At 39.6% G+C, this 22,784-nt stretch carries 24 protein-coding genes, 1 tRNA gene and 1 pseudogene; 11 read left to right on the forward strand and 15 right to left on the reverse strand.

The features are described from left to right. The first annotated feature begins 138 nt into the window (after nt 1–138). From DV424_RS02325 to DV424_RS02335, 3 genes are read left to right on the forward strand one after another with little or no spacing between them, the layout of a single operon-like run. The gene (locus tag DV424_RS02325) at nt 139–1,248 is read left to right on the forward strand and encodes a transglutaminase-like domain-containing protein (RefSeq protein WP_105899076.1); all 1,110 of its coding nucleotides are present in this window, start codon (nt 139–141) and stop codon (nt 1,246–1,248) included. Further along, entirely contained in the window at nt 1,223–1,585 is a 363-nt protein-coding gene (locus tag DV424_RS02330; protein ID WP_192880627.1) for a hypothetical protein, read from the forward strand. Before DV424_RS02325 ends, DV424_RS02330 begins: the two co-directional genes overlap by 26 nt. A gap of 8 nt (nt 1,586–1,593) precedes the next feature. Beyond that, on the forward strand, nt 1,594–1,872 hold the full coding sequence (locus tag DV424_RS02335; protein WP_118858938.1) for a heavy-metal-associated domain-containing protein: 279 nt from the start codon (nt 1,594–1,596) through the stop codon (nt 1,870–1,872). Nucleotides 1,873–1,938: 66 nt separating this feature from the next. Here the strand turns inward: DV424_RS02335 and sodC are convergent, their stop codons facing one another. Together sodC and folB are read right to left on the reverse strand one after the other, a co-directional pair. Beyond that, nucleotides 1,939–2,511: a superoxide dismutase family protein gene (gene sodC, locus DV424_RS02340; RefSeq protein ID WP_118858939.1), complete on the reverse strand. Its 573-nt coding sequence runs from the start codon at nt 2,509–2,511 to the stop codon at nt 1,939–1,941. Nucleotides 2,512–2,598: 87 nt separating this feature from the next. After that, nucleotides 2,599–2,955, reverse strand: coding sequence for a dihydroneopterin aldolase (gene folB / locus DV424_RS02345; protein ID WP_118858940.1), 357 nt, complete (start codon nt 2,953–2,955; stop codon nt 2,599–2,601). Nucleotides 2,956–3,037: 82 nt separating this feature from the next. On the opposite strand from folB, the gene plsY reads away from it, so the two are divergent. From plsY to rpoH, 5 genes are all read left to right on the forward strand, one after another. Further along, complete coding sequence (gene plsY / locus DV424_RS02350; protein WP_118858941.1) at nt 3,038–3,637, forward strand: glycerol-3-phosphate 1-O-acyltransferase PlsY; 600 nt, start codon at nt 3,038–3,040, stop codon at nt 3,635–3,637. A gap of 41 nt (nt 3,638–3,678) precedes the next feature. Further along, entirely contained in the window at nt 3,679–5,382 is a 1,704-nt protein-coding gene (gene narQ / locus DV424_RS02355) for a nitrate/nitrite two-component system sensor histidine kinase NarQ (RefSeq protein ID WP_118858942.1), read from the forward strand. A gap of 75 nt (nt 5,383–5,457) precedes the next feature. Beyond that, complete coding sequence (gene murB, locus DV424_RS02360; RefSeq protein ID WP_118858943.1) at nt 5,458–6,483, forward strand: UDP-N-acetylmuramate dehydrogenase; 1,026 nt, start codon at nt 5,458–5,460, stop codon at nt 6,481–6,483. Between the two features lie 25 nt (nt 6,484–6,508). Further along, nucleotides 6,509–6,820, forward strand: coding sequence for a DUF2322 family protein (locus tag DV424_RS02365; protein ID WP_118858944.1), 312 nt, complete (start codon nt 6,509–6,511; stop codon nt 6,818–6,820). Nucleotides 6,821–6,957: 137 nt separating this feature from the next. Then, nucleotides 6,958–7,803, forward strand: a complete 846-nt coding sequence (rpoH, locus tag DV424_RS02370; RefSeq protein WP_005626842.1) for an RNA polymerase sigma factor RpoH — start codon at nt 6,958–6,960, stop codon at nt 7,801–7,803. A 39-nt stretch (nt 7,804–7,842) separates the two neighbouring features. Here rpoH and dusC read toward each other — a convergent pair whose 3' ends face one another. From dusC to dauA, 5 genes are all read right to left on the reverse strand, one after another. Next, entirely contained in the window at nt 7,843–8,775 is a 933-nt protein-coding gene (dusC, locus tag DV424_RS02375; protein WP_118858945.1) for a tRNA dihydrouridine(16) synthase DusC, read from the reverse strand. Further along, nucleotides 8,775–9,641 (reverse strand): co-chaperone DjlA, encoded by an 867-nt coding sequence (djlA, locus tag DV424_RS02380; RefSeq protein WP_118790391.1) that lies wholly within the window; start codon nt 9,639–9,641, stop codon nt 8,775–8,777. The genes dusC and djlA overlap by 1 nt, the downstream gene beginning before the upstream one ends. Before the next feature lie 78 nt (nt 9,642–9,719). After that, complete coding sequence (gene pyrE, locus DV424_RS02385) at nt 9,720–10,361, reverse strand: orotate phosphoribosyltransferase (RefSeq protein WP_118858946.1); 642 nt, start codon at nt 10,359–10,361, stop codon at nt 9,720–9,722. Nucleotides 10,362–10,384: 23 nt separating this feature from the next. Further along, nucleotides 10,385–11,101, reverse strand: a complete 717-nt coding sequence (gene rph, locus DV424_RS02390) for a ribonuclease PH (RefSeq protein WP_118858947.1) — start codon at nt 11,099–11,101, stop codon at nt 10,385–10,387. 70 nt (nt 11,102–11,171) lie between these two features. After that, complete coding sequence (dauA, locus tag DV424_RS02395) at nt 11,172–12,914, reverse strand: C4-dicarboxylic acid transporter DauA (protein ID WP_118858948.1); 1,743 nt, start codon at nt 12,912–12,914, stop codon at nt 11,172–11,174. Nucleotides 12,915–13,038: 124 nt separating this feature from the next. Between dauA and DV424_RS02400 the strand changes: the two genes are divergently transcribed. Continuing rightward, a tRNA-Ser gene (locus DV424_RS02400) sits at nt 13,039–13,128 on the forward strand. A gap of 168 nt (nt 13,129–13,296) precedes the next feature. Beyond that, a complete protein-coding gene (locus tag DV424_RS02405; protein ID WP_118796120.1) occupies nt 13,297–14,520 on the forward strand; it encodes an MFS transporter in 1,224 nt (407 codons plus the stop codon). A gap of 43 nt (nt 14,521–14,563) precedes the next feature. Here the strand turns inward: DV424_RS02405 and rfaC are convergent, their stop codons facing one another. The 6 genes and pseudogenes from rfaC to DV424_RS02435 form a co-directional block, all read right to left on the reverse strand. Then, nucleotides 14,564–15,520: a lipopolysaccharide heptosyltransferase RfaC gene (gene rfaC / locus DV424_RS02410; protein ID WP_118858949.1), complete on the reverse strand. Its 957-nt coding sequence runs from the start codon at nt 15,518–15,520 to the stop codon at nt 14,564–14,566. Then, nucleotides 15,517–16,423, reverse strand: a pseudogene (locus DV424_RS02415) (DMT family transporter). Before DV424_RS02415 ends, rfaC begins: the two are co-directional and overlap by 4 nt. 28 nt (nt 16,424–16,451) lie before the next feature. Then, on the reverse strand, nt 16,452–17,036 hold the full coding sequence (locus DV424_RS02420; protein WP_053465840.1) for a YcxB family protein: 585 nt from the start codon (nt 17,034–17,036) through the stop codon (nt 16,452–16,454). A 17-nt stretch (nt 17,037–17,053) separates the two neighbouring features. Continuing rightward, a complete protein-coding gene (gene waaF, locus DV424_RS02425; RefSeq protein WP_053465839.1) occupies nt 17,054–18,097 on the reverse strand; it encodes a lipopolysaccharide heptosyltransferase II in 1,044 nt (347 codons plus the stop codon). Between the two features lie 85 nt (nt 18,098–18,182). Beyond that, on the reverse strand, nt 18,183–19,109 hold the full coding sequence (gene rfaD / locus DV424_RS02430; protein WP_118858950.1) for an ADP-glyceromanno-heptose 6-epimerase: 927 nt from the start codon (nt 19,107–19,109) through the stop codon (nt 18,183–18,185). 52 nt (nt 19,110–19,161) lie between these two features. After that, entirely contained in the window at nt 19,162–19,665 is a 504-nt protein-coding gene (locus tag DV424_RS02435) for a protein disulfide oxidoreductase (RefSeq protein ID WP_118858951.1), read from the reverse strand. A gap of 109 nt (nt 19,666–19,774) precedes the next feature. Between DV424_RS02435 and deoC the strand changes: the two genes are divergently transcribed. Next, nucleotides 19,775–20,446, forward strand: coding sequence for a deoxyribose-phosphate aldolase (gene deoC, locus DV424_RS02440; RefSeq protein ID WP_118858952.1), 672 nt, complete (start codon nt 19,775–19,777; stop codon nt 20,444–20,446). A gap of 33 nt (nt 20,447–20,479) precedes the next feature. On the opposite strand, the gene DV424_RS02445 is transcribed toward deoC, so the two are convergent. Then, nucleotides 20,480–22,009, reverse strand: coding sequence for a YifB family Mg chelatase-like AAA ATPase (locus DV424_RS02445; RefSeq protein ID WP_118858953.1), 1,530 nt, complete (start codon nt 22,007–22,009; stop codon nt 20,480–20,482). 114 nt (nt 22,010–22,123) lie between these two features. Continuing rightward, a complete protein-coding gene (gene yihA, locus DV424_RS02450) occupies nt 22,124–22,741 on the reverse strand; it encodes a ribosome biogenesis GTP-binding protein YihA/YsxC (protein WP_118858954.1) in 618 nt (205 codons plus the stop codon). Nucleotides 22,742–22,784: the final 43 nt, after the last annotated feature.

Genomic DNA, 22,784 nt, shown 5'->3' on the forward strand with positions numbered 1-22,784 from the left:
AGGGTATTTTAGTAGGTTGGTGTTTTAATAAATTTTGGAATAACAAATTGACTATTGATTTAAAAATCCGTTAGCATAGTGGCGTATTAGTTTATCTAATATGTTAAGTTTAACTATTATTAACTAGAGGATTTCTTCATGAAGAAACTTATCGCAGTTGCGGTGCTTTCTGCGTGTGGCTCGTTAGCTCATGCAAACACCAATATTCCAAACTACAATACAGACACCCATCTTTACGAATTCACGCAAACCTACGATTTAGTTGTGCCAAAAGGCTCGCAAGGACAAACCAATTTATGGGTTCCATTGCCATTTAATGGGGAATACCAACAAGTGAAATCGATTCACTTTGAAGGTAATTACATGAATGCCTATGTAACAGAAAACAATAAATACGGTGCGAAAACCTTATTTGCCACTTGGGATAAAGATGCACAAAAGCGTGATTTAACAGTCACGATGGTCATTGAAACAAAAGACCGTGAGCCAATGGTGAAAGGTGCTTTAGAAAATTATACTCCGCCAAAAGATATTCAGTATTCTGTGGATGTACAAGAGTACTTAAAAGCTACTCCACATATTAAAACTGATGGCATAGTGAAAGAATTTGCTGACAAAATCGTAGGTAAAGAAACTAATCCATTTAAGAAAGCTGAACTTATTCACCAGTGGATCGTAAAAAATATGGAACGTGATAATTCTGTATTAGGTTGTGGCGACGGCGATGTAGAAAAAATTCTTACCACTGGCGTATTAAAAGGTAAATGTACCGATATTAATTCTGTATTTGTGGCACTTGCTCGTGCGGCAGGCATCCCAGCCCGTGAAATTTTTGGTATTCGCTTAGGTGCGGCAGAGAAAATGGGTAAATATTCCAAAGGTGCTTTCGGTAGTGCGAATGAACAAGGCATCGCAAACGTTAGTGGCGGTCAGCACTGCCGCGCTGAATTCTACCTTGCAGGGTTTGGTTGGGTACCAGTTGATTCCGCAGACGTTGCCAAAATGCGTTTAGCTGAGAAAAAATCTGTTGAAGATAAAGATACACAGGCCGTAGCAAAATATTTGTTTGGTAACTGGGAAGCAAACTGGGTGGGATTTAATCATGCCCGTGATTTCGATTTATATCCACAACCAGAACTTGCTCCAATCAATAACTTCGGCTATCCGTATGCTGAAGTGGGTGGCGATCCGTTAAATTCCTTTGATCCAAAAGAATTTAAATATGACTACATCTCTAAAAAACTCTAATAAATCCTTTTGGGTTGCTATAGCCACCGCACTTAGTGCCGCGGTGGCATCAACGTTGTGCTGTATTGCGCCTTTAATCTATTTAGTATTTGGCGTGTCATCCACATGGTTGATTGGCTTGGGCGAATATGATTATTTGCGTATTCCTATGCTTATCGTTTCATTATGCGCCTTCGCCTATGGATTTTGGCTGTTGATATTTTCCAAAAAAATTATTTGTAGCAAATATATTTCCCGTAAAAAACTCATCGTTTTATATTGGATTGTATTTATCGTGATGATTTTTTTCTTAACCTATCCAACAATTTTACCTTGGATTTTAGAATTAGCTAATTAGGAATAAAAATGAAGAAATTATGTACCGCACTTTTGCTTTCGTTGTTTGCCATTTCTTTCGCTCATGCGAATGAAACCAAACAAATTGTGCTAAAAGTAAAAGAAATGAATTGCCAACTTTGCGCTTATTTAGTGAATAAAGAGTTACGAAATATTGATGGCGTGATTTCAACAAAAGCATCTATTAAAAATGGGTTAGTGACGGTTGTGGAAGATCCAAAAGTCACAAACCAACAATTATTCGATGCGATTCACAAGCTGAAATATACTGCTGAAGTCGTGAATTAAACGCTAAATATCTAGCAAAAAAAGTGCGGTGAAAATTCACCGCACTTTTCGTTTCGAACAATCGAATTATTTAATCACGCCACATGCCATACGTAGGCCGCCACCGCCAAGTGGAGCTGGATGATCGGAGTGATTATCACCACCAGCGTGGATCATAATAGAGTGACCGCGAACATCATCTAAATGTTTAAGACGTGGTGCTAAAACAGGGTTTGTTGCTGTGCCATCATGTAATACAGTTAATGCCGGTAAATCACCTAAGTGTGCGTCATCTTGCCATGGGTAACCATGTTGTTTTGCACCTTTAGGATCCCAGTGACCACCAGCGCCTAAACCAGCTGTCAATTTACCCTCTTTTTCTTTTGGCTCACAGCTTGGGTTTTCATGGATGTGGAAACCATGTAAGCCTTCGCTTAATCCTTGTAAATTAGGGGTAAACACAAGACCATAGTTAGATTCAGTAATCGTAACAGTACCCACATCTTTGTTACCGTTTACTGGATCAAGTTGTTGCACTTTCACTTCAATAGAAGCACCTTTTGGTGCCATATTGTGATCATGATTATGCTCATGTGCTTGCGCAACACCAACTGAACATACCGCACTAACCGCTAGTGCTAATAAGGTTTTCATACTCATTGCAATCTCCTTTATTGCAGTAAAAACTCATGACTATTTTAGTCAATTTCGTTTAAAAAGCCGACAAGTTTTTACGAAAATTTCACATTATTTTAAACATCCACGTACAATCAATACGCCAACATTTCGAGCTTGCGCGACAGCTTTCGGTTTACTCAGTTTAATTTTTAATCCTTGAAGTTGATAACGTGATTCAAGCAAATCTGCCACTTCATAAGCCACTCGTTCAATCAGCAAGAAAGGTTTGCTTTCCACATAATCAATAATCACTTGGCTCACTTCAGCATAATTCAAACAATATGCAACATCATCCGTTTCCCCCGCTTGTTTACAATCCCAAGCCATTTCCAAATCAAACACAAGTTTTTGCTTAATTTGCTGTTCCCAATCATATACGCCAATTTGAGCAAAAACAGTCAATTCTTCAATAAAAACACGATCCATAAGATTTCCTCTAAAATTATTGTAGGCGTATGCTATCAACTTTGGGTAGAATAACGAATAATTTTTCTTGCTGGAGTACAAAATGAGCCTTTTTGCCCTTTTTTATATGCTTTGTGCCTATCTTTTAGGCTCTATTTCCAGTGCTATTCTAATTTGTCGCATTGCTGGCTTACCGGATCCTCGTCAAAATGGATCAAACAATCCAGGGGCAACAAATGTACTTCGTATCGGAGGCCGTTGGTCTGCTCTTACCGTACTGATTATTGATATTTTAAAAGGCATGACGCCAGTATGGGTTGGTTACTATTTAGGACTCACACAGTTTGAATTAGGCATGGTCGCACTTGGTGCTTGCTTGGGACACATTTTCCCCATTTTCTTCCAATTCAAAGGCGGCAAAGGCGTCGCAACCGCTTTCGGTGCGATTGCACCAATTTCTTGGGCTGTAGCCGGTTCTACATTAGGCACCTGGGTCTTCGTTTTTCTTATCAGCGGTTATTCTTCATTAAGTGCGGTTATTTCTGCTTTACTCGTGCCTTTTTATGTATGGTGGTTTAAACCTGAATTTACTTTTCCCGTTGCACTGGTGTGTTGCCTATTAATTTATCGTCATCACGATAATGTTCAACGTTTATGGCGCGGTCAAGAAGATAAAGTTTGGGCTAAATTTAAAAAGAAATAAAAAATTCACCGCACTTTTCTAAATTTCCACTGGAGTTTCCTGTGCATACTAAACGTTCAGTTTCCACTCGTATTGCTAAATATTTATTCATCATTCTCATCGTTGCTGGCGTGATTAGCTCACTAAGTTTGGCCATTATGAGCAGTAATAAATACGACGCAGAAGCCATTAATATTTCAGGTTCTTTGCGGATGCAAAGTTATCGCCTGCTCTATGAAATGCAAGAACAACCAGAAAGCTTGGAAACGAACTTACGTCGTTATCATATAAGCCTTCATTCATCTGCTTTATTGGAAGTTCAAAATCAATTTTTCACACCGAATGTATTAAAACATTCCTATCAAAACATTTTGCAACGTTGGACGAACATGGAAAAATATGCCCGCCAACACGATGTAAAAAACTATAGTAATCAGCTCACTGACTATGTAGCAGATGTTGATTATTTTGTGTTTGAGCTACAACGTTTCAGTGAACAAAAATGGATTCTGGGTGTATCGGTGCTCTTTTTCGCGATGTTGTTAATTTTAGTCATGGTGTCTTATGTGATTTGGTACACACAGCGGGAAGTCGTAAAACCACTGCACTTAATGACGAAAGCCAGTATGCAAGTGCAAATGCGTCAATTCAATCACATTCCTCTTGATACAACGAAACAAAATGAGCTCGGTACATTGGCGCGTATCTTCACACAAATGTCCACGGAGCTTGGGCAGCTTTATTCACGTTTGGAAGAAACAGTAAACGAAAAAACACAAAAGTTACGCCAAACCAACCGCTCTTTGACGACACTTTATCAAAGTTCTCAAATTCTTAATGCCAACACGCTCAACGATAAAGTATTAAGCCAAGTGCTCGATCACATTCTAGTCAGTGAGAATTTGAAATATATCAAAGTTGAAGTTATGGGTGCAGAGCATTGGGATATTGCTTTTGGTACTCAAGATTTAGACTGCTCGTTGCAAACTGAGACACTTTCTGTCGATAACGAAGAATTCGGTGCACTCTCTTGGCAAGCAGGATTACCTTGTCCCGATCCGAGAATGATGCAAAACCTTGCTCAAATGCTTGCACGAGCCCTTTATTTCCAAAAAAGTTTACGCCAACAAGAACAGCTCTTATTGATGGAAGAGCGGTCAATTATCGCACGAGAATTGCATGACTCATTGGCTCAAGTGCTATCGTTTTTACAGATCCAACTTACATTACTTAAACATAACTTAAAAAGAGAAGGCGATTCATCCAAAGAACAAAGTTTGGTCATTATTCGTGATTTTGAACAGGCTCTTTCGAGTGGATATGCACAATTACGCGAGCTTTTAGCCACTTTCCGTTTAACTATACAAGAAGCTAATTTACAGCTTGCGCTAGAACAAGTGATTGACTCATTGCGTTCACAAACAACGATGCAAATGAACGTTAATTGCCAATTGCCATCACAAAGTTTGAATCCACAACAACTGGTTCATGTGCTACAAATTGTACGTGAAGCCACCACCAATGCGATCAAACATTCTCAAGGCACAGTAATTGAAATTAGCGCCAAAATTAATACAGAAGGCGAATACGAAATTTTAGTTGAAGATAATGGTATCGGTATTCAAGACCTTGAAGAGCCTGAAGGTCATTATGGATTAAATATTATGACTGAACGTAGTCGTCAACTTAATGCAGAATTTAACATTATTCGTCGCGAACAAGGCGGTACACAGGTGAAAATCACGCTTCCACACGCTTTATGTTAATTACGGTGGATATAATTATTCATAGCAACTGGTATAAAAGATAAATTTTTTATGCACCCTACAATGGTATTTTAAATGCAAAATTTACAACCTTTTCACACTTTCCATATTCATGCTAATGCTCGTGAAATTATCCAAGCGCATAGCATTGAACAACTACAACAAGCATGGGTTCATTCAAAAGCGGAAAATTTACCCGCACTTTTTCTAGGTCAAGGCAGTAATATGCTATTTCTAGATGATTTTAATGGTGTGGTGATTTTAAATCGTTTAATGGGCATTACCCACCAACAGGATTCTGATTTTCACTACCTGCATGTGAATGGCGGTGAAAATTGGCATGAATTGGTGGAGTGGTCTATTAACAATGGTATTTATGGATTAGAAAATTTGGCTATGATTCCTGGCTGTGCAGGCTCTGCACCAATTCAAAATATCGGTGCTTATGGCGTTGAATTTAAAGATGTGTGCGATTATGTGGATGTACTTAATTTAAACACGAATGAAACCTTCCGACTCGATACAGAACAATGTGAATTTGGTTATCGTGAAAGTATTTTCAAACATCGTTATCAACAAGGTTATGTGATTACTGCGGTTGGATTAAAGCTCACAAAAAATTGGCAGCCTATTCTAAAATATGGCTCGCTTGTAGACTTCGATCCAAAAACTGTCACCGCTAAACAAATTTTTGATGAAGTCTGTCATATCCGTCAAAGCAAATTACCTAATCCCAATGAATTTGGTAACGCGGGCAGTTTTTTTAAAAATCCCGTTGTCAGTTTGGAACATTTTGAAGAAATTAAAAAACATCACGAAAATCTACCGCACTTTCCGCAAGCAGATGGCTCAGTGAAATTAGCGGCAGGCTGGCTGATTGATCAATGCAATCTTAAAGGTTTTCAAATGGGCGGTGCAGCCGTTCATGAAAAACAAGCATTAGTATTAATTAACAAAAGCGGGGCAACAGGACAAGACGTAGTCAAACTCGCCCATCACGTTCGCCAAACTGTTGCAGAAAAATTTGGTGTATATTTACAACCTGAAGTCCGCTTTATTGGTGCAACTGGCGAAGTAAATAGCGAGCAAACTATCGCATAATTTTTATAAACTAAGGAAATAAATCATGAGCTTTAAAGAAATTTTAGAAACCTTACCCACAATCGATCATTTAACCGGTTTAAATGTGATAGATGGCGAAACTATTATCCACAACATTCCAGCTATACCAGGTAAATTAGGTTCGCTTCGCCTTTATAATGCATTGGCTGAAAAATTTAACGGAAAATTAAACCGCACTTCCGCACAACAAGGCGTTGAATGGTTTGCAGAACACATCGAAGATGCAAAAGAGAATCCAGGCAAGCATCCGAACATTGATTTACTATTTAAAGTCATCGATGAAAATCTTAATTTAACCCTGATTCCACTTTGCTAATTAATCAGAATTATTTAGAATAATTGAACTTTTGATTGATAAAACCTGTCTTATTAACAAATTGGTTCAATAAGATAGCTTATTGTGCTATAACTAGGCTCATTGATTGGCAAAAGCCAAAATAAAGAAGGGAAACGATGGATAAAGAAACACAAATGATGTTAGTTCCTCAAGGCAGTATCGAAGGTTATATTCGTGCGGCAAATGAATATCCGATGCTGACCGCAGAGGAAGAAAAGGAATTGGCAGAACGCTTGTATTATCACGAGGATTTAGATGCAGCAAAAAAACTCATTTTGTCGCATCTTCGTTTCGTGATCCATGTTGCACGTGGCTATTCTGGCTATGGTTTGCCTCAAGCTGATTTAATCCAAGAAGGCAATATCGGCTTAATGAAAGCTGTTAAACGTTTTAACCCTGAAGTTGGTGTACGCTTGGTGTCATTCGCTGTGCATTGGATTAAAGCTGAGATCCACGAATATGTTCTTCGTAACTGGCGTATCGTAAAAGTCGCGACCACGAAAGCTCAACGTAAATTATTTTTCAACCTACGCAAAACTAAACAACGTTTAGGCTGGTTTAATGAAAATGAAGTTGATATCGTAGCAAACGAACTAGGTGTTTCCAAAGAAGATGTGATCGAAATGGAATCGCGTATGAGCGGTGCAGATGTAGGTTTTGATTTACCCACTGATGATGCAGAAACAGAGACCTATTCTCCCGCCCTTTATTTGGAAGATAAAAGTTCTAATTTCGCTGCAGAGCTGGAAAATGAAAACTTTGAAAGCCAAGCAACCGAGCAATTAGGTGCTGCGCTACAAAGTCTAGATGCGCGTAGTCAGGATATTATCAAAGCTCGTTGGCTAGATGATAACAAAGCCACATTACACGACTTAGCGGCAAAATATAATGTATCTGCGGAACGTATTCGTCAATTAGAAACTAATGCACTGAAAAAATTAAAAAGTGCGGTGAGTTTTTAAATAATTTGGAAAAAGAAAACCTGCTGATTAGCAGGTTTTTTATTTATCATTTAAACGTAATTTCAAATCTTCAGCAGTTTGGCAAGTCTTAATCTTATCAAACACTTGGTTCGCTTCATCATATTCCTTATTCAAATAACGTAACCATTGTTTAATTCGTGCCACATGGTAAAAACCACTGTCATATTCATTTTCGACATTAACATATTTTTGCAAGATTTTTTGAATCTCGCACCAAGGCATTTTTTCTGCATTTGATTTCAGAACATGGCTTAAGTTCGGAATATTCAATGCACCTCGTCCCACCATTAAATCCTGACAACCTGTTTGAGATAAGCAATCTTGACCATCTTGCCAATGCCAAATTTCTCCGTTAGCAATAACAGGAATGGATAAACGCTCTCGGACTTTACCAATTTTTTTCCAATTAATTCGATCAGCTCGATAACCATCAGATTTTGTGCGTCCATGAACTGTAATTTCGGTTGCGCCGCCTTGCTCCACCGCATCAGCGATTTCAAAAGCTTGAGAAATATCATCCCAGCCTAACCGCACTTTTACACTAACGGGGAATTCACTTGGCACGGCTCTGCGTAAGGCTTGAGTGGCACGATAAATCAATTCAGGCTGTTTCAATAATGCCGCACCGCCATTGCTGCCATTCACCGTTTTAGAGGGGCAACCACAATTTAAATCAATACCATGAGAACCAAGTTCTATCGCACGAATAGCATTTTCAGCAAGGCATTCTGGATGCTGGCCTAGCAACTGCACTCGCACAAGCGTGCCAGAAGAAGTAAAGCCCTGATTTTTTAATTCAGGGCATAAACGATAAAATACTTTTTCAGGAAGAAGTTGATCAACTACGCGGACAAATTCTGTTATACATAAATCGTAGTCATTCACTTCCGTGAGAAGTTGACGCACAAAGGGATCTAGAACCCCTTGCATAGGCGCAAGAATAACACGCACTATTTCCAGCCTTTTGCTTTACAAATTAAATCGTAAGCAGCTTGAATCTGTTGAGTTTTTTCTTTTGCCATTTCCATCATTTCTGGCGGTAAACCTTTCGCCACGAGTTTATCTGGATGGTGTTCATTCATTAAACGACGATAAGCGCGCTTAACCGTGTTTTGCTCATCTGACTCTGTCACACCCAATACTTTATAGGCATCATTTAAAGTTGGGCCAGAAGCATGTTGGTAACCACCACTATTTTGTTGCTGATATTGGTAGCCACCTTGATATGCACCTTGTTGATATTGGTGATAAAAACCGCCTTGAGTAAAAGCTCTAGCAGCCATTTCCATTGCAATCATTTGTTCAAATTGCATACGAGAAAGACCAAGTTCTTCAGCAATTACATAAAGCACTTCTTTCTCATTTTCGTGAAGTTCTGAATCGGCAAAAGCCGCTTGAACTTGCACTTGTAAGAACATTCGCAATAAATCAGCACGTTGCCCACAACCAATGCGAAATTCACGGATAACCTGGCGAATTGGGAAATCAGATTCTTTACCACGACGAAACGCATCTTGCGCTAATTTACGCCCCGCATCATCCAGTTTAAGCTGAATCATTAATTGATTAGCTAATTGGATATCTTCTTCTGTTACACGCCCTTTCGATTTACTTAAATGCCCTAACACCGCAAAGGTAGTTTGCATAAACAAGTCTTGACGCGTTGTTTTCTTTTTAAAGAAACTGGAACTTACCGAGCCAAGCTCATACAATTTTTTATCTGCAATGGAACCTAAAATGAGCCCAGCAATCGCACCAAAAAATCCACCAACTTTCCAACCTAAAAATACGCCTATAATTTTTCCAATAAATCCCATTCTTTCCCCTGTTAAGTCAAAGTGCGGTTATTTTTATAATGTTATTTATAATGATGACAAAAATTTATTTCTCAAGTTTTATACGCCAAATTCGGCACGATAAGCACGCATTTCTGGCAAATGGCTACTGTATCGAGGATCTTGTTCGATAAATTGCATCAAATCATCTAAATCAATGATTGATAGCACTTGGCATTGATAATCACGTTCTACTTCTTGAATTGCTGAAAGCTCACCTTTTCCTCGTTCTTTACGGTTTAGAGCGATCAATACCGCCGCAAGCTCTGCCTTATTTGCACTGATTAATTCCATAGATTCACGGATCGCAGTGCCAGCCGTAATTACGTCATCCACAAGCAAAATTTTTCCTTGCAATGGGCTACCAATTAAATTGCCGCCCTCTCCGTGATCTTTCACCTCTTTGCGATTAAAACACACGGATTTATCAATACCATAACGATTAAATAGCGCCACCGAAACTGAAGTGCCAATTGGAATACCTTTGTAAGCTGGGCCAAAAACCACATCAAAATCTACCGCACTTGCCTGAATTGCCGCAGCATAAAACTCGCCTAAACGCGCTAAATCTGCTCCCGTATTAAACAAACCCGCATTGAAGAAATACGGGCTTTTACGCCCTGATTTCAAAGTAAACTCTCCGAATTTCAATACATTTCGGCTTAAAGCAAATTCGATAAAATCGCGTTTATATTGTTCCATTTTTTAACCCCTATAAACTGTGTTTATAAGCCTAGCGCTTCGCGTTGAGCGATGAAAATTTGATTACAGCCTTGTTTCGCTAAATCTAATAATGTTAATAATTCTTCATGGCTAAATGGCTCACCTTCTGCGGTGCCTTGCACCTCAATCATGCGACCATCTTCTATCATCACAACATTCATATCAGTTTCCGCTGCAGAATCTTCCACATATTCCAAATCACAAACAGCTTGACCATCAACAATCCCCACAGAAATCGCCGAAACTAGACCTTTAATTGGGTTAGTTTTTAACGTGCCATTCTCAATTAAACCGTTGATCGCATCACATAATGCGACAGCAGCACCGGTGATAGAAGCGGTTCGAGTACCACCATCTGCTTGAATAACATCGCAATCTAAAGTAATCGCACGTTCGCCCAGTGCTTTAAGATCCACCATTGCACGCAAAGAGCGGGCAATTAAACGTTGAATTTCCATTGTGCGTCCGCCTTGTTTACCTTTAGCCGCCTCACGTTGCATACGACTATGTGTTGAACGTGGCAACATTCCGTATTCAGCCGTGACCCAGCCTTGCCCTTGTCCTTTTAAGAAACGTGGAACAGCATCTTCCACGGTTGCAGTACAAAGCACTTTAGTATCACCAAATTCAACAAGCACAGAACCTTCAGCATGCTTAGTGTAGTTACGGGTAATTTTAATTTGGCGGGGTTGATTATTTTCTCGATTATTTGGACGCATAATTATTCCTTGATATGGTTTCGAACGATGTAATAAAAAAGCGCACTATTCTAGCACGCTTTAGTTTTCATTATTGGGTAGTTTTTTCAAAGTCACGAATTTTATGAAAAGTTTCGTTTAAATCTGCCGCAAAATTAATTTTTTGAATATCTGGCGAAGAATTAGATTTAACTAACATTCTCAACGGCTGGAATTGCATATTGCACAAGTAAAGTTGTTGATGCGGCAACATATGTTGAACAAATCGGGTAAGCGCATGAATTCCACCAGCATCAAGCACTGTTACTGCATCACATTGCAGCACAATATGTCGGATTTCGTGATCGGTATGAACCGTTCTATCATGCAAATCCGCAAATAATTTATCCGCAGCAGCAAAGAAAAGTGGACCGCTAATTCGGTAAACCAAAACGTCATCTAAATCTTCAGGCGCATTGTGTTCAATGGCTTTTGTCATCTCAGCAATCGTCCGAATAAACAAGAGACTCGCAAGCAACACTCCGACACTAATCGCAATCACCATATCAAACAATACGGTCAAAATAAGACAAGTCAGCAACACCGCCATTTCATTTTTGCCTGAACGGCGAGCAAGATGAATAATATCGTGCACACTTGCCATATTCCACGCCACCACCAACAACAAAGCAGCCATAGATGACAAAGGCAAATAAGAAAGGGCTTGCGAAAACAAAAGTAAAGCGAATAAAACAAGTATTGCGTGCACGACACTCGATATTGGCGATACCGCCCCTGATTTCACATTAGCCGCAGAACGAGCAATCGCAGCTGTTGCCGTAATCCCACCAAAAAACGGAGAAATGATATTCCCCAAGCCTTGTGCTAATAACTCGTTATTAGAATGATGTTTAGTATCTGTCATATTATCTAAAATCACTGCACAAAGAAGTGATTCGATTGCGCCCAATACCGCCATTGAAAAAGCAGCAGGTAATAACGCTTGTAAGCTATTAAAATCCCAATGAATTAATTGACCTTGCGCATCAGAAATATTCCACGGTAGAGAAAAATCTGGCAATACATTAGGTATTCCATGACCAATCGAACCATCAGGCAAAGTATATTGGAATGCAGATCCAATCGTCGCCACCTCAAAACCAAAATGCTGTAATGTTAGAGCTAAAATCATCCCAATAATCACAGCAGGTAGGTGCCCTGGCACTGCCAAACGCAATTTATGCCATTGAGTCAGGACTAATAGTGTTACTACACCAACCGCTGCATTAGCCCAATTTATCGTAGGAAGTGCGGTAAAAATTGTTTGGATTTTTTCAAGATAATGCGCAGGCATTTTTTCTATGGAAAGCCCCAAAAAATCCTTAATCTGCAAAGTACCAATAGTAATGCCAATCCCACAAGTAAAACCTAAGGTGACGGGCAAAGGAATATATTCAATTAAACGCCCTAGGCGAAATAACGCCATCAACACCAAAATCATCCCAGAAAGCAACGTTGCCATCAAAAGACCACTGAGCCCAAATTGTTGAGTAACAGGGTACAGAATCACAACAAAAGCGGCTGTAGGCCCAGATATATTAAAGCGAGAACCACCAGTCAGCGCGATAACGATACCCGCAATAATTGCCGTATAAAGACCATGTTGTGGCGGTACACCACTCGCAATCGCCAAAGCCATGGAAAGCGGAATCGCAATCACCCCCACGGTCAAGCCTGAAATAATGTCGCGAATCAGCGATTTTTTCGAATAACCAAAACGAAAGGAATCTTTCAGCGCGCTAAAGGGTTTTACGGCTAAAAAAACATTTTTATAAAATAACGCTTTAATATGCATAAAAAAACTACAAACGATAAATAAAGTGCGGTTATTCTAGCGAAACTTTTAAAAGTTTTTTATGTTCTAACGCAAAAAACTTGACTAAACTAGAGCAAATCTTTATAGTTTGCGCACCTTTTACGGTGAGATGTCCGAGTGGTTGAAGGAGCACGCCTGGAAAGCGTGTATGTGGGAAACTGCATCAAGGGTTCGAATCCCTTTCTCACCGCCATCCTAATTTTATTCCCTTATTTTCCTTCTTATTCAAAATCAATTTTTTATTCTTCTTTTCGTATTCTGTTCATTGAATTTTTTCATCAATGCAGTAAACTAGCCACCGATTTTTAATCACATTTCTTTTCACTTTAAATGTTACCCGCGAGTAACAAAAGGACACATCATGACAAACAAAGTAAACAGTTATGGCTGGAAAGCCTTAATTGGCTCTGCCGTCGGCTATGCAATGGACGGTTTCGATCTTCTCATTTTAGGTTTCATGCTTAGCGCAATTTCCGCAGACTTAAATCTAACGCCAGCCCAAGGTGGCTCTCTCGTGACATGGACGCTTATTGGTGCCGTATTTGGCGGTATTTTATTTGGCGCATTAAGCGATAAATACGGTCGTGTACGCGTACTGACTTGGACCATTCTTCTTTTTGCGGTATTTACTGGGTTATGTGCGCTTGCACAAGGTTATTGGGACTTACTGATTTATCGCACGATTGCTGGCATTGGCTTAGGCGGTGAATTTGGAATTGGAATGGCTCTAGCAGCAGAAGCATGGCCTGCACGCCACAGAGCTAAAGCTGCATCTTATGTTGCATTAGGTTGGCAAGCTGGTGTGTTAGGTGCAGCATTACTTACCCCATTATTGCTCCCGCATATTGGCTGGCGTGGAATGTTCTTAGTGGGTATATTCCCTGCATTTGTCGCTTGGTTCTTACGTTCTCATCTGCACGAACCTGAAATTTTCACTCAAAAACAAACCGCACTTTCAACTCAATCCAGTTTTACTGATAAATTACGTTCATTCCAGCTTCTGATTAAAGACAAAGCCACGAGCAAAATTAGCTTGGGTATCGTCGTACTCACCTCCGTACAAAACTTCGGTTATTACGGCATTATGATTTGGCTACCTAATTTCTTATCAAAACAACTTGGTTTCAGCTTAACTAAATCTGGACTTTGGACAGCCGTTACCGTCTGCGGCATGATGGCTGGCATTTGGATTTTCGGACAACTTGCCGACCGAATCGGACGCAAACCAAGTTTCTTACTTTTCCAATTAGGCGCTGTGATAAGTATCGTGGTTTACTCACAACTTACCGATCCTGACATCATGCTTCTTGCAGGGGCATTTTTAGGTATGTTTGTGAACGGAATGATGGGCGGTTACGGTGCATTAATGGCAGAAGCCTATCCAACAGAAGCTCGAGCAACCGCACAAAACGTACTTTTCAATATTGGTCGTGCCGTAGGGGGATTTGGACCTGTGGTTGTGGGCGCAGTTGTACTCGCTTACTCTTTCCAAACTGCCATCGCCCTACTTGCGATTATCTACGTAATTGATATGTTAGCGACAATTTTCTTAATCCCAGAATTAAAAGGTAAAGCCTTAGACTAAGAAAATATAAAAGATAAAAATGCTCGCCAAGTGCGAGCATTTTTTATGAAATAAAAGGGAGCAATTGTGATAACACTTGTTCAGCTAAAATTTCTTTCATTGAACTTGCCGATAAGTAATACTGATTTTTACCATAACAGCCAATCAATTTAGGATCCGTTGCGCCATAAAGCGTAATATTGGGCTTATCCAAAGCGGCTGTTAAATGCGCCAAGCCTGTATCTACCGATACGACAGCCTTTGCATTTGCAAGCTGTTTTGCAAGCTCAGTTAAAGTTAACTTCGGCAACACGATCACATTAGAATGAGCTTGAGTCAAACGCTCTGCTCGCGCTTTTTCTTGTTCATTTCCCCAAGGCAAGCGAATTTCGTAATCAGAAAGTGCGGTAATTTTTTCAATCAATTTTTGCCATTCTGATTCTTCCCAATGCTTATCTGCCCGAGTTGTAGAATGAATGAATACCACATAGTTTTGTTCTGAAGTTTGATGAAGAAAATGGCGAGCAATACCATAATCGCCCTGAACTTGAGGTAATTCATAACCTAAACTCTGGGCAAAAAGCTGACGAATTCTTTCCACCGCATGCTGTTGATAAGAAATGGCATATTTTTTATCGTAGAAAAAAGACGCTAACGGCTCTCGAATACTTTGACGATCATAGCCATGTTTCACACCTTGAGCAAAACGAGTTGCAAATAAAGCACTTTTAATGAGCCCTTGTGCATCAATTACCGCATCATAGTTTTCAGGCTGCAACAAAGTGCGGTAATTTTTCCACTCATTTCTTGTTTGAATGGAAAAAGGCGATTTACGCCAACGGCGCAAAGCAATAGGAATCACTCGATTTACGGCGGAATGCCAACGTGGAATTTCTGCAAAGTTTTCTTCCACCACCCAATCAATAGAGAGATTAGGAATAGCACGCTGTGCATCATTCAAGCTGGGCAAAGTGTGGATAACATCCCCCATAGAGGAAGTCTTAATCACACATACTTTCATTTAATTAACCTTCTTCCCCAATGCATAATTCCAAGCCCAGATACGGCTAAAATGCCTCCAATAATTAAGGAGAAATCCACTTGTTCATTCAACCAAACGGCTGAAAATAAAATGCCTAAAATCGGCACAAGAATAATATAGGCCGAGGCATTGCCCGCCCCTAAGTGTTTCACGCCATCAAAATACCATGCATAAGCCAATACCGTTGCACCAAATGCAAGACCAAGTAAACTAAACCATTGCGATCCATTTAATTGAAATACGGTTGCCCAATCTTCTGCACTTTCCGTCCATAATGCTGCCAACGTCAGCATGAAAAAACCAAAAGTAGAAGAAATCGTGGTAGCGGTGAGAGAATCAATTCCGATTAATACTTTACGAGCCAATAAAGTATAAGCAACCCAGCAAACTAAAGCACAAAGCAATAATATTTGACCGAATCCAAAATTTTGTAAGAGGTTAGTTGGATTCCCTTTTGTCATGGCTAATAAAGAACCGCTAATGGCAATAATCATCCCTAATACAACCCAGCGATTCCATTTTTCTTTAAATAATAAAATAGCAAAAAACATCGTAAAGACGGGATTAGAGGCAACGACCATCGTTCCTTGCCCTGCTGGAACATATTTCAAACCCCAAATAAAGAAAGTCGAATAACCAAAGATCCCAAGCAAAGCCGTTAACAATAACCCCACCCATTGATTAGGTCGCAGTTGTTTAGCATATTTGAAACGATTCGCCGCATATAGCCAAATAATGAGTGGAATAATGGCGAAAAAAAAAGCGCATGCTTGAGGCAATAAATGTCGGCATAGCTTGGGCAACCACTCGTCCCCAAGGCCAAGAGGCTCCCCATAAAATCACCATTCCAATTAATTGTAAATGTATGCGTAGAGGGTTCATATCATTAACATATCCTGTTAGGCCTTTTCTATTTACTTAAAGGCTCTGCTTGGTAAGCTTTTATTTTTTCTCGTAAAGCGGCTTCAAATGCTTCTCGATGAGCATCATCTTGAAAAGCTGAATGAGGAATTAAGAAAAACAAGCCCGTATCAACTCGAATCATTAAGTAACCATAATGATTTTCAATATGATGAATGTACCGATAATTATATAAAGTTTGGCAGAGAGCTATTTCATAATATAAACCATCTTCTTGAATTCGTATGGTTCTTTTTTTCTTATTAACTTCCCCATATACTTGGCTTTGAAAAGCTTTGGTATTTAAATAAGGTCGTAGCAAAACTGCATAGAAAAAACAACATACTGAGATGAGCAATAATATATGTCCTGCATAATTGGCTAAGATATTTTCATAGCAATCATACAAATACTCTCCCCAATCCATCAGTTCAAAAGCAAGAAAAATACTTGGCAGCAAGAAGAATAAATATAATAAGAAATCGCCAATACTCATCATCTTGCGAAATTTATTATGTTTATAAATATCACGACTAATTTTACGGGCTGCTTTAGCTTCATTTTTATCTAATACGGGTTGATAGGTTATTTCCATTTTATATTCTCTCTTTCTTAAACATCTAAAAGTGCGGTCAGTTTTTCTGCCACTTTTTCAGGTTTAATATCAATCAAACTTTGATGATACCCTTCCGAGCTATCTGTACTTTTACGCATCTTAATTAAATCGCCTTCAATTAAACGAATAATCACGGCTTTATCTGATAATGGTGGCGTATAAGTTGGGCTCGTTGGACCATAAAGTGCAACCAATGGACGATCTGTCGCAGCGGCAATATGCATTAAGCCGCTGTCATTGCTTACCACTGCTGTGCAATTAGCGATTAAATCCACGGCTTGATTCAAATTAGTTTGTCCGGCCAAATTCAAACAGAATGGTTGCTGTTCTGCTGGCAACGCATTGCGAATTTGCTCTCCTGCTTCCACATCTTTTGGTGAACCAAATAATTCTATCGCATAGCCTTTTTCAATGAGCATTTCTGCCAATTTAGCATAATGATAATGCGGCCAACGTTTTGCTGGGCCAAATTCTGCACCAGGACAAAAACCAATAATTGGACGTTCGCCTAAAAGTGCGGTTTGTTTTTCAAATTTTTTTAAGGTTTCAGCTTGTTGTGCTGGCTCAACCGTCAAATAGGGTTTCAAGACAGGAATATCATCAGCTTTTGGTACAGCATCTTTTTCAAAAGCCAATGCAACATAACGCTGCACCATCATTGGATAATCTTTTTTATTGGCTCGTAAATCATTCAATAAAATATAACGGCTTTCGCCTTTCCAACCACGACGATGAACAATTTTTGCAAAGAAAGGAATAAACGCAGATTTCAATGAATTAGGCAAAACAATCGCCATATCATATTGTTCACGCAAAGACTTTCCTAAACGATAACGAGTTCCCAATTCAAAGGCCCCGTGCCCTAATGGCATTTCAATCGCCTTACGCACCTCTGGCATACGCGCAAGCAAAGGCTTACACCAATTCGGTGCCATCACATCAATATTGCAGTTTGGATATTGAATTTTCAGTTGCTGGTACAAGCTATGCGACATCATCATATCGCCAACCCAAGAAGGGCCAATAATTAGAATATTCATTTTCTGTCTTTCAGATAAAAGTGCGGTCAAAAATACCGAGATTTTTAACCGCACTTTGTTGATGGGAAGTAGGCAAACCTACGGTTTATTTTCTATTCAACCACGCCATATATTCAGCCACGCCTTCCGCGACTGTTTTGAATGGTTTATCGTAGCCTGTTGAGCGAAGTTTAGTCAAATCTGCTTGAGTATATTCTTGATAACGAGATTTCAAATGCTCTGGGAATGGAATGGTTTCAATCTCGCCTTTACCGTGGAATTTCACTACCGCATCAGCCACCGCACGGAAACTTTCTGCATTTCCTGTACCAAGGTTATAAATACCCGAAATACCATTTTGCCAACACCAAATATTCACTGCAGCCACATCGCCTACATAAACAAAATCACGGCGGAAGTGTTCGCTGCCTGCAAATAATTTTGGATTTTCGCCTTTTAAGATTTGGTTATTCAAGTGGAATGCTACACTCGCCATAGAACCTTTATGATTTTCACGCGGCCCGTAAACATTAAAATAACGGAAACCACATACTGGCGATTTTGCTTCAGGCAAAATGTTGCGCACATATTGGTCGAACAAGAATTTAGAATAGCCATAAACATTTAACGGGCCTTCAAATTCACGTTCTTCACGGAATACTTTGGTATCACCATAAGTTGCCGCACTTGAGGCATAGAAGAAAGGAATTTCGCGGTCAAGGCAATAATGCAACAACTCTTTAGAATATTCGTAGTTGTTGTGCATAATGTATTTGCCATCCCATTCCGTAGTCGCAGAACATGCCCCCTCGTGGAATACTGCATCAATATCGCCAAATTCGTCGCCCGCGATAATAGAAGCAATGAAATCTTCTTTATCGCAATAATCTGCAATATCTAAATCAACTAAATTTGCGAATTTCGTGCCATCTTTTAAGTTATCTACCACTAAAATATCTTTGCACCCTAAATCATTTAATGCTTTGACAATATTGCTGCCAATAAAACCTGCGCCACCTGTTACGATAATCATAATTCTGCCCTCTTTAAAATAAGTCTGCGTATTGTAATAGATTTTCTACCGCTTAGCCAAAAAACTCTGTGAAAAACAACCGCACTTTTAATCCCCAATAACTCGTGAGGCCTGTCGTAACAAGATCCATTTTGCCTTTACTCAACAGCACAATTGTGGGCGTCACATTAATTTGCCATCGTTCTGCAAACTCACCTTTCGGATCATTCACTGTAGTGAAGTGGTAGTCATTTTTACTTAAATAATCATTTACGTCCGTCTCATTGCCTGAGCGTAACGCCACCGATACAACTTGATAACCTTCTTTTGCTAAAGAATTAATTGCCGGCGAAGTATAGCGACAATAACCACACCAAGTTCCCCAAAAATAAAGCAGCGTCGCTTTATTTTGATCAAGACTTTCAAGAGAGAACGTATTCCCTTGAAGATCTTGTAACGTGATTTTATTTATTTCCTCTGGTACAACAGGGCGACGAACAAAATCCAGTATGCTACTCATCACAATAAAAGTTAAAAAGAGGGATAATCCATTCTTAAGTAGTTTTTTAATCTTCATTTTCTTTATTCCTTATCGAATTGAGATGATTGTAATCAAGCATAAAAGCACAGTCAAAAACAAGGGATTTTTGCTACAATAGGTAAAACATAAATAAAGGAGGAAAATCATGACACCGAATCAACTTGCTCAATATATCGATCACACCGCACTTACCGCAGAAAAAAATGAACAAGATATTTTGACACTCTGTAATGAAGCGATTGAACACGGATTTTATTCTGTATGTATCAATTCTGGTTATATTCCACTCGCTAAAGGAAAACTTTCTGGATCAAATGTAAAAATTTGTACCGTAGTCGGCTTCCCTTTGGGTGCCAATTTAACCTCTGTAAAAGCATTTGAAACGCAAGAATCTATTAAAGCGGGGGCAAATGAGATTGATATGGTGATTAATGTAGGTTGGATAAAATCGCAAAAATGGGATGCCGTAAAACAAGATATTCAAGCGGTGTTTAATGCTTGTAATGGCACGCTATTAAAAGTGATTTTAGAAACTTGTTTGCTCACTAAAGATGAAATAGTGAAAGCCTGCGAAATTTGTAAAGAAATCGGCGTGGCTTTTGTTAAAACATCAACAGGCTTCAATAAAGGCGGGGCGACTGTAGAAGATGTTGCATTGATGAAACAAACGGTCGGCAATATTGGTGTTAAAGCATCAGGCGGCGTGCGTGATACTGAAACAGCACTTGCAATGATTAAAGCAGGTGCAACACGCATTGGTGCAAGTGCGGGCATTGCAATTATTAGCGGTACGCAAGATACCCAAAGCACTTACTAATCCTTTCACGCGTGGTATTCTCACCACGAGTTTTTACATATTCGACAATTTCTGCAACAAACGATCCATTGCTCGATAGCCCAAGGCCTCCGCCAAGTGCGGTTGAGAAATTTGTTGTTCTCCTTGCAGATCGGCAATGGTTCGAGATACTTTTAAAATACGATGGTAAGCTCGTACAGAAAGCCCTAGTTTATTCAGTGCTTTTTCAAGGAAAAAGGCATTTTTATCACTTAATTTGCAATCACGCTCAATCTCTTTACTGTTCAAATAAGCGTTAATTTTCCCCGCTCTTTCCATTTGAATCTCTCGCACTTTTAATACTTTTTCACGAACTTGTGCGCTGGTCTCGCCACGATCGCCCGTATTTTGTAAGCTGCCTTGTGGCAGTAAAGGCACTTCAATAGATAAATCAAAACGATCTAAAAAGGGCCCTGAAAGTCGATTCAAATAACGCATAATTTGTTGCGGCGAAGTGCGGTTATGTGTTCCAGTATAATGACCTGTCGGGCTTGGATTCATCGCTGCCACTAATTGAAAACGAGCTGGGAATTGAATTTTTGCATTGGCACGAGAAATAATAATCTCGCCACTTTCTAAAGGCTGACGTAGTGCATCTAATACTTTTCGTTCAAACTCTGGAAGTTCATCAAGAAAAAGTACGCCATTTGTTGCTAAGGATATTTCACCAGGTTTTGGGATCGTTCCGCCTCCAACTAAAGCCGGCATTGATGCACTATGGTGCGGGGCTCGAAAAGGACGTTGTTTCCAATTATGAAAATTTAGCTCGTTTTGAACTAAACTCGTTACAGATGCGGTTTCTATCGCTTCTAAATCTGTCATTTCAGGTAAAAGCCCTGTCAATCGGCTAGCTAACATCGTTTTTCCTGTGCCCGGTGGGCCAAGAAAGAGCAAATTATGCTGCCCCGCTGCGGCAATGGTCAATGCTCGTTTGGCGTGCTGTTGTCCAATAATATCTGTTAAATCTAATGTATTTTTACCCAAAAAACTTACCGCACTTTCTTTCACAATTTCAGTGGCGAGTGGTAATTTTTCCTGACCATTGAGAAATTGCACCACATCTAAAAGCGTTTGCGCAAAATAAGTATTTTGATCAGACACGAGTGAGGCTTCATTGGCATTTTGTTTCGCGATAATTAACTCTCGCTTTGACTTTTGTGCTGCAAGAATAGCGGGGATCACACCATGTACGCCACGCAATTGCCCCGTCAGCGCAAGCTCAGCCACAAATTCAAATTGCTTTAAGCGGCTCGCATCAAGCTGATCCGATGCGGCTAAAATCCCTATGGCAATAGGCAAATCAAATCTTCCGCCTTCTTTCGGTAAATCCGCAGGTGCGAGATTTACAGTGATACGTTTGGCTGGGTATTTAAATTGTGCATTCATTAACGCGCTACGCACTCGATCTTGTGCCTCTTTCACCGTTTTTTCAGGTAAACCAACAAGTGTAAATCCTGGTTTTCCGTTGCTTAAATGCACCTCAATGGTGACAAGAGGAGCTTGTACGCCCATAGAAGCACGACTGTAAACAATAGCAAGGGACATGATAATCCTTAAAGTGCGGTAAAAATGAAGATAGTTTTTGCACTATAAAAAAAGCACATAATGAAATCATTCATCATGTGCTTTTCTTGGGATCTAGATCGCAAAATTTACATTTTATTCCGAAAAAAGTGGCGAAAACCAAAAATCTAATTTTGCTGCAAGTTTATCAATACCAATTTTATTTTGTGCAGAAAAGGCTTCTACTTGAATATCACCTTGGAATGGAAGAATCGCTTCGCGCACCATTTTCACTTGTTTACTACGTGCGCTTTGGCTCAATTTATCGGCTTTAGTAAGCAATAAAAGTACTGGTAAATCAGCTGAAATCGCCCATTCAATCATTTGTTGATCAAGATCCTTAAGCGGATGGCGAATATCCATCAATACAACCAATCCAGCTAAACATTCGCGTTTTTGCAAATATTCACCTAACGATTTTTGCCATTGGATTTTCATTTGCTCTGGTACGGCAGCATAACCATAACCTGGTAAGTCCACCAATTTACAATTTGGTTCTACTTCAAATAAGTTAATAAGTTGCGTGCGCCCCGGTGTTTTTGAGGTGCGAGCTAAACTTTTTTGATTGGTTAATGCATTAAGTGCGGTCGATTTTCCCGCATTTGAACGACCCGCAAACGCAATTTCAATGCCAGTATCTTCAGGAATAGAACGAATATTCGGCGCACTCGTTAAAAAGTGAGTTTTATGATAATTAAGTTTAATTTCAGACATAAGGATTCCTTTTAAAATTGCGCTTAGAATAGCATAAATGGAA

It is taken from the genome of Haemophilus haemolyticus (assembly GCF_003493605.1).
Lineage (GTDB): Bacteria > Pseudomonadota > Gammaproteobacteria > Enterobacterales > Pasteurellaceae > Haemophilus > Haemophilus haemolyticus_J.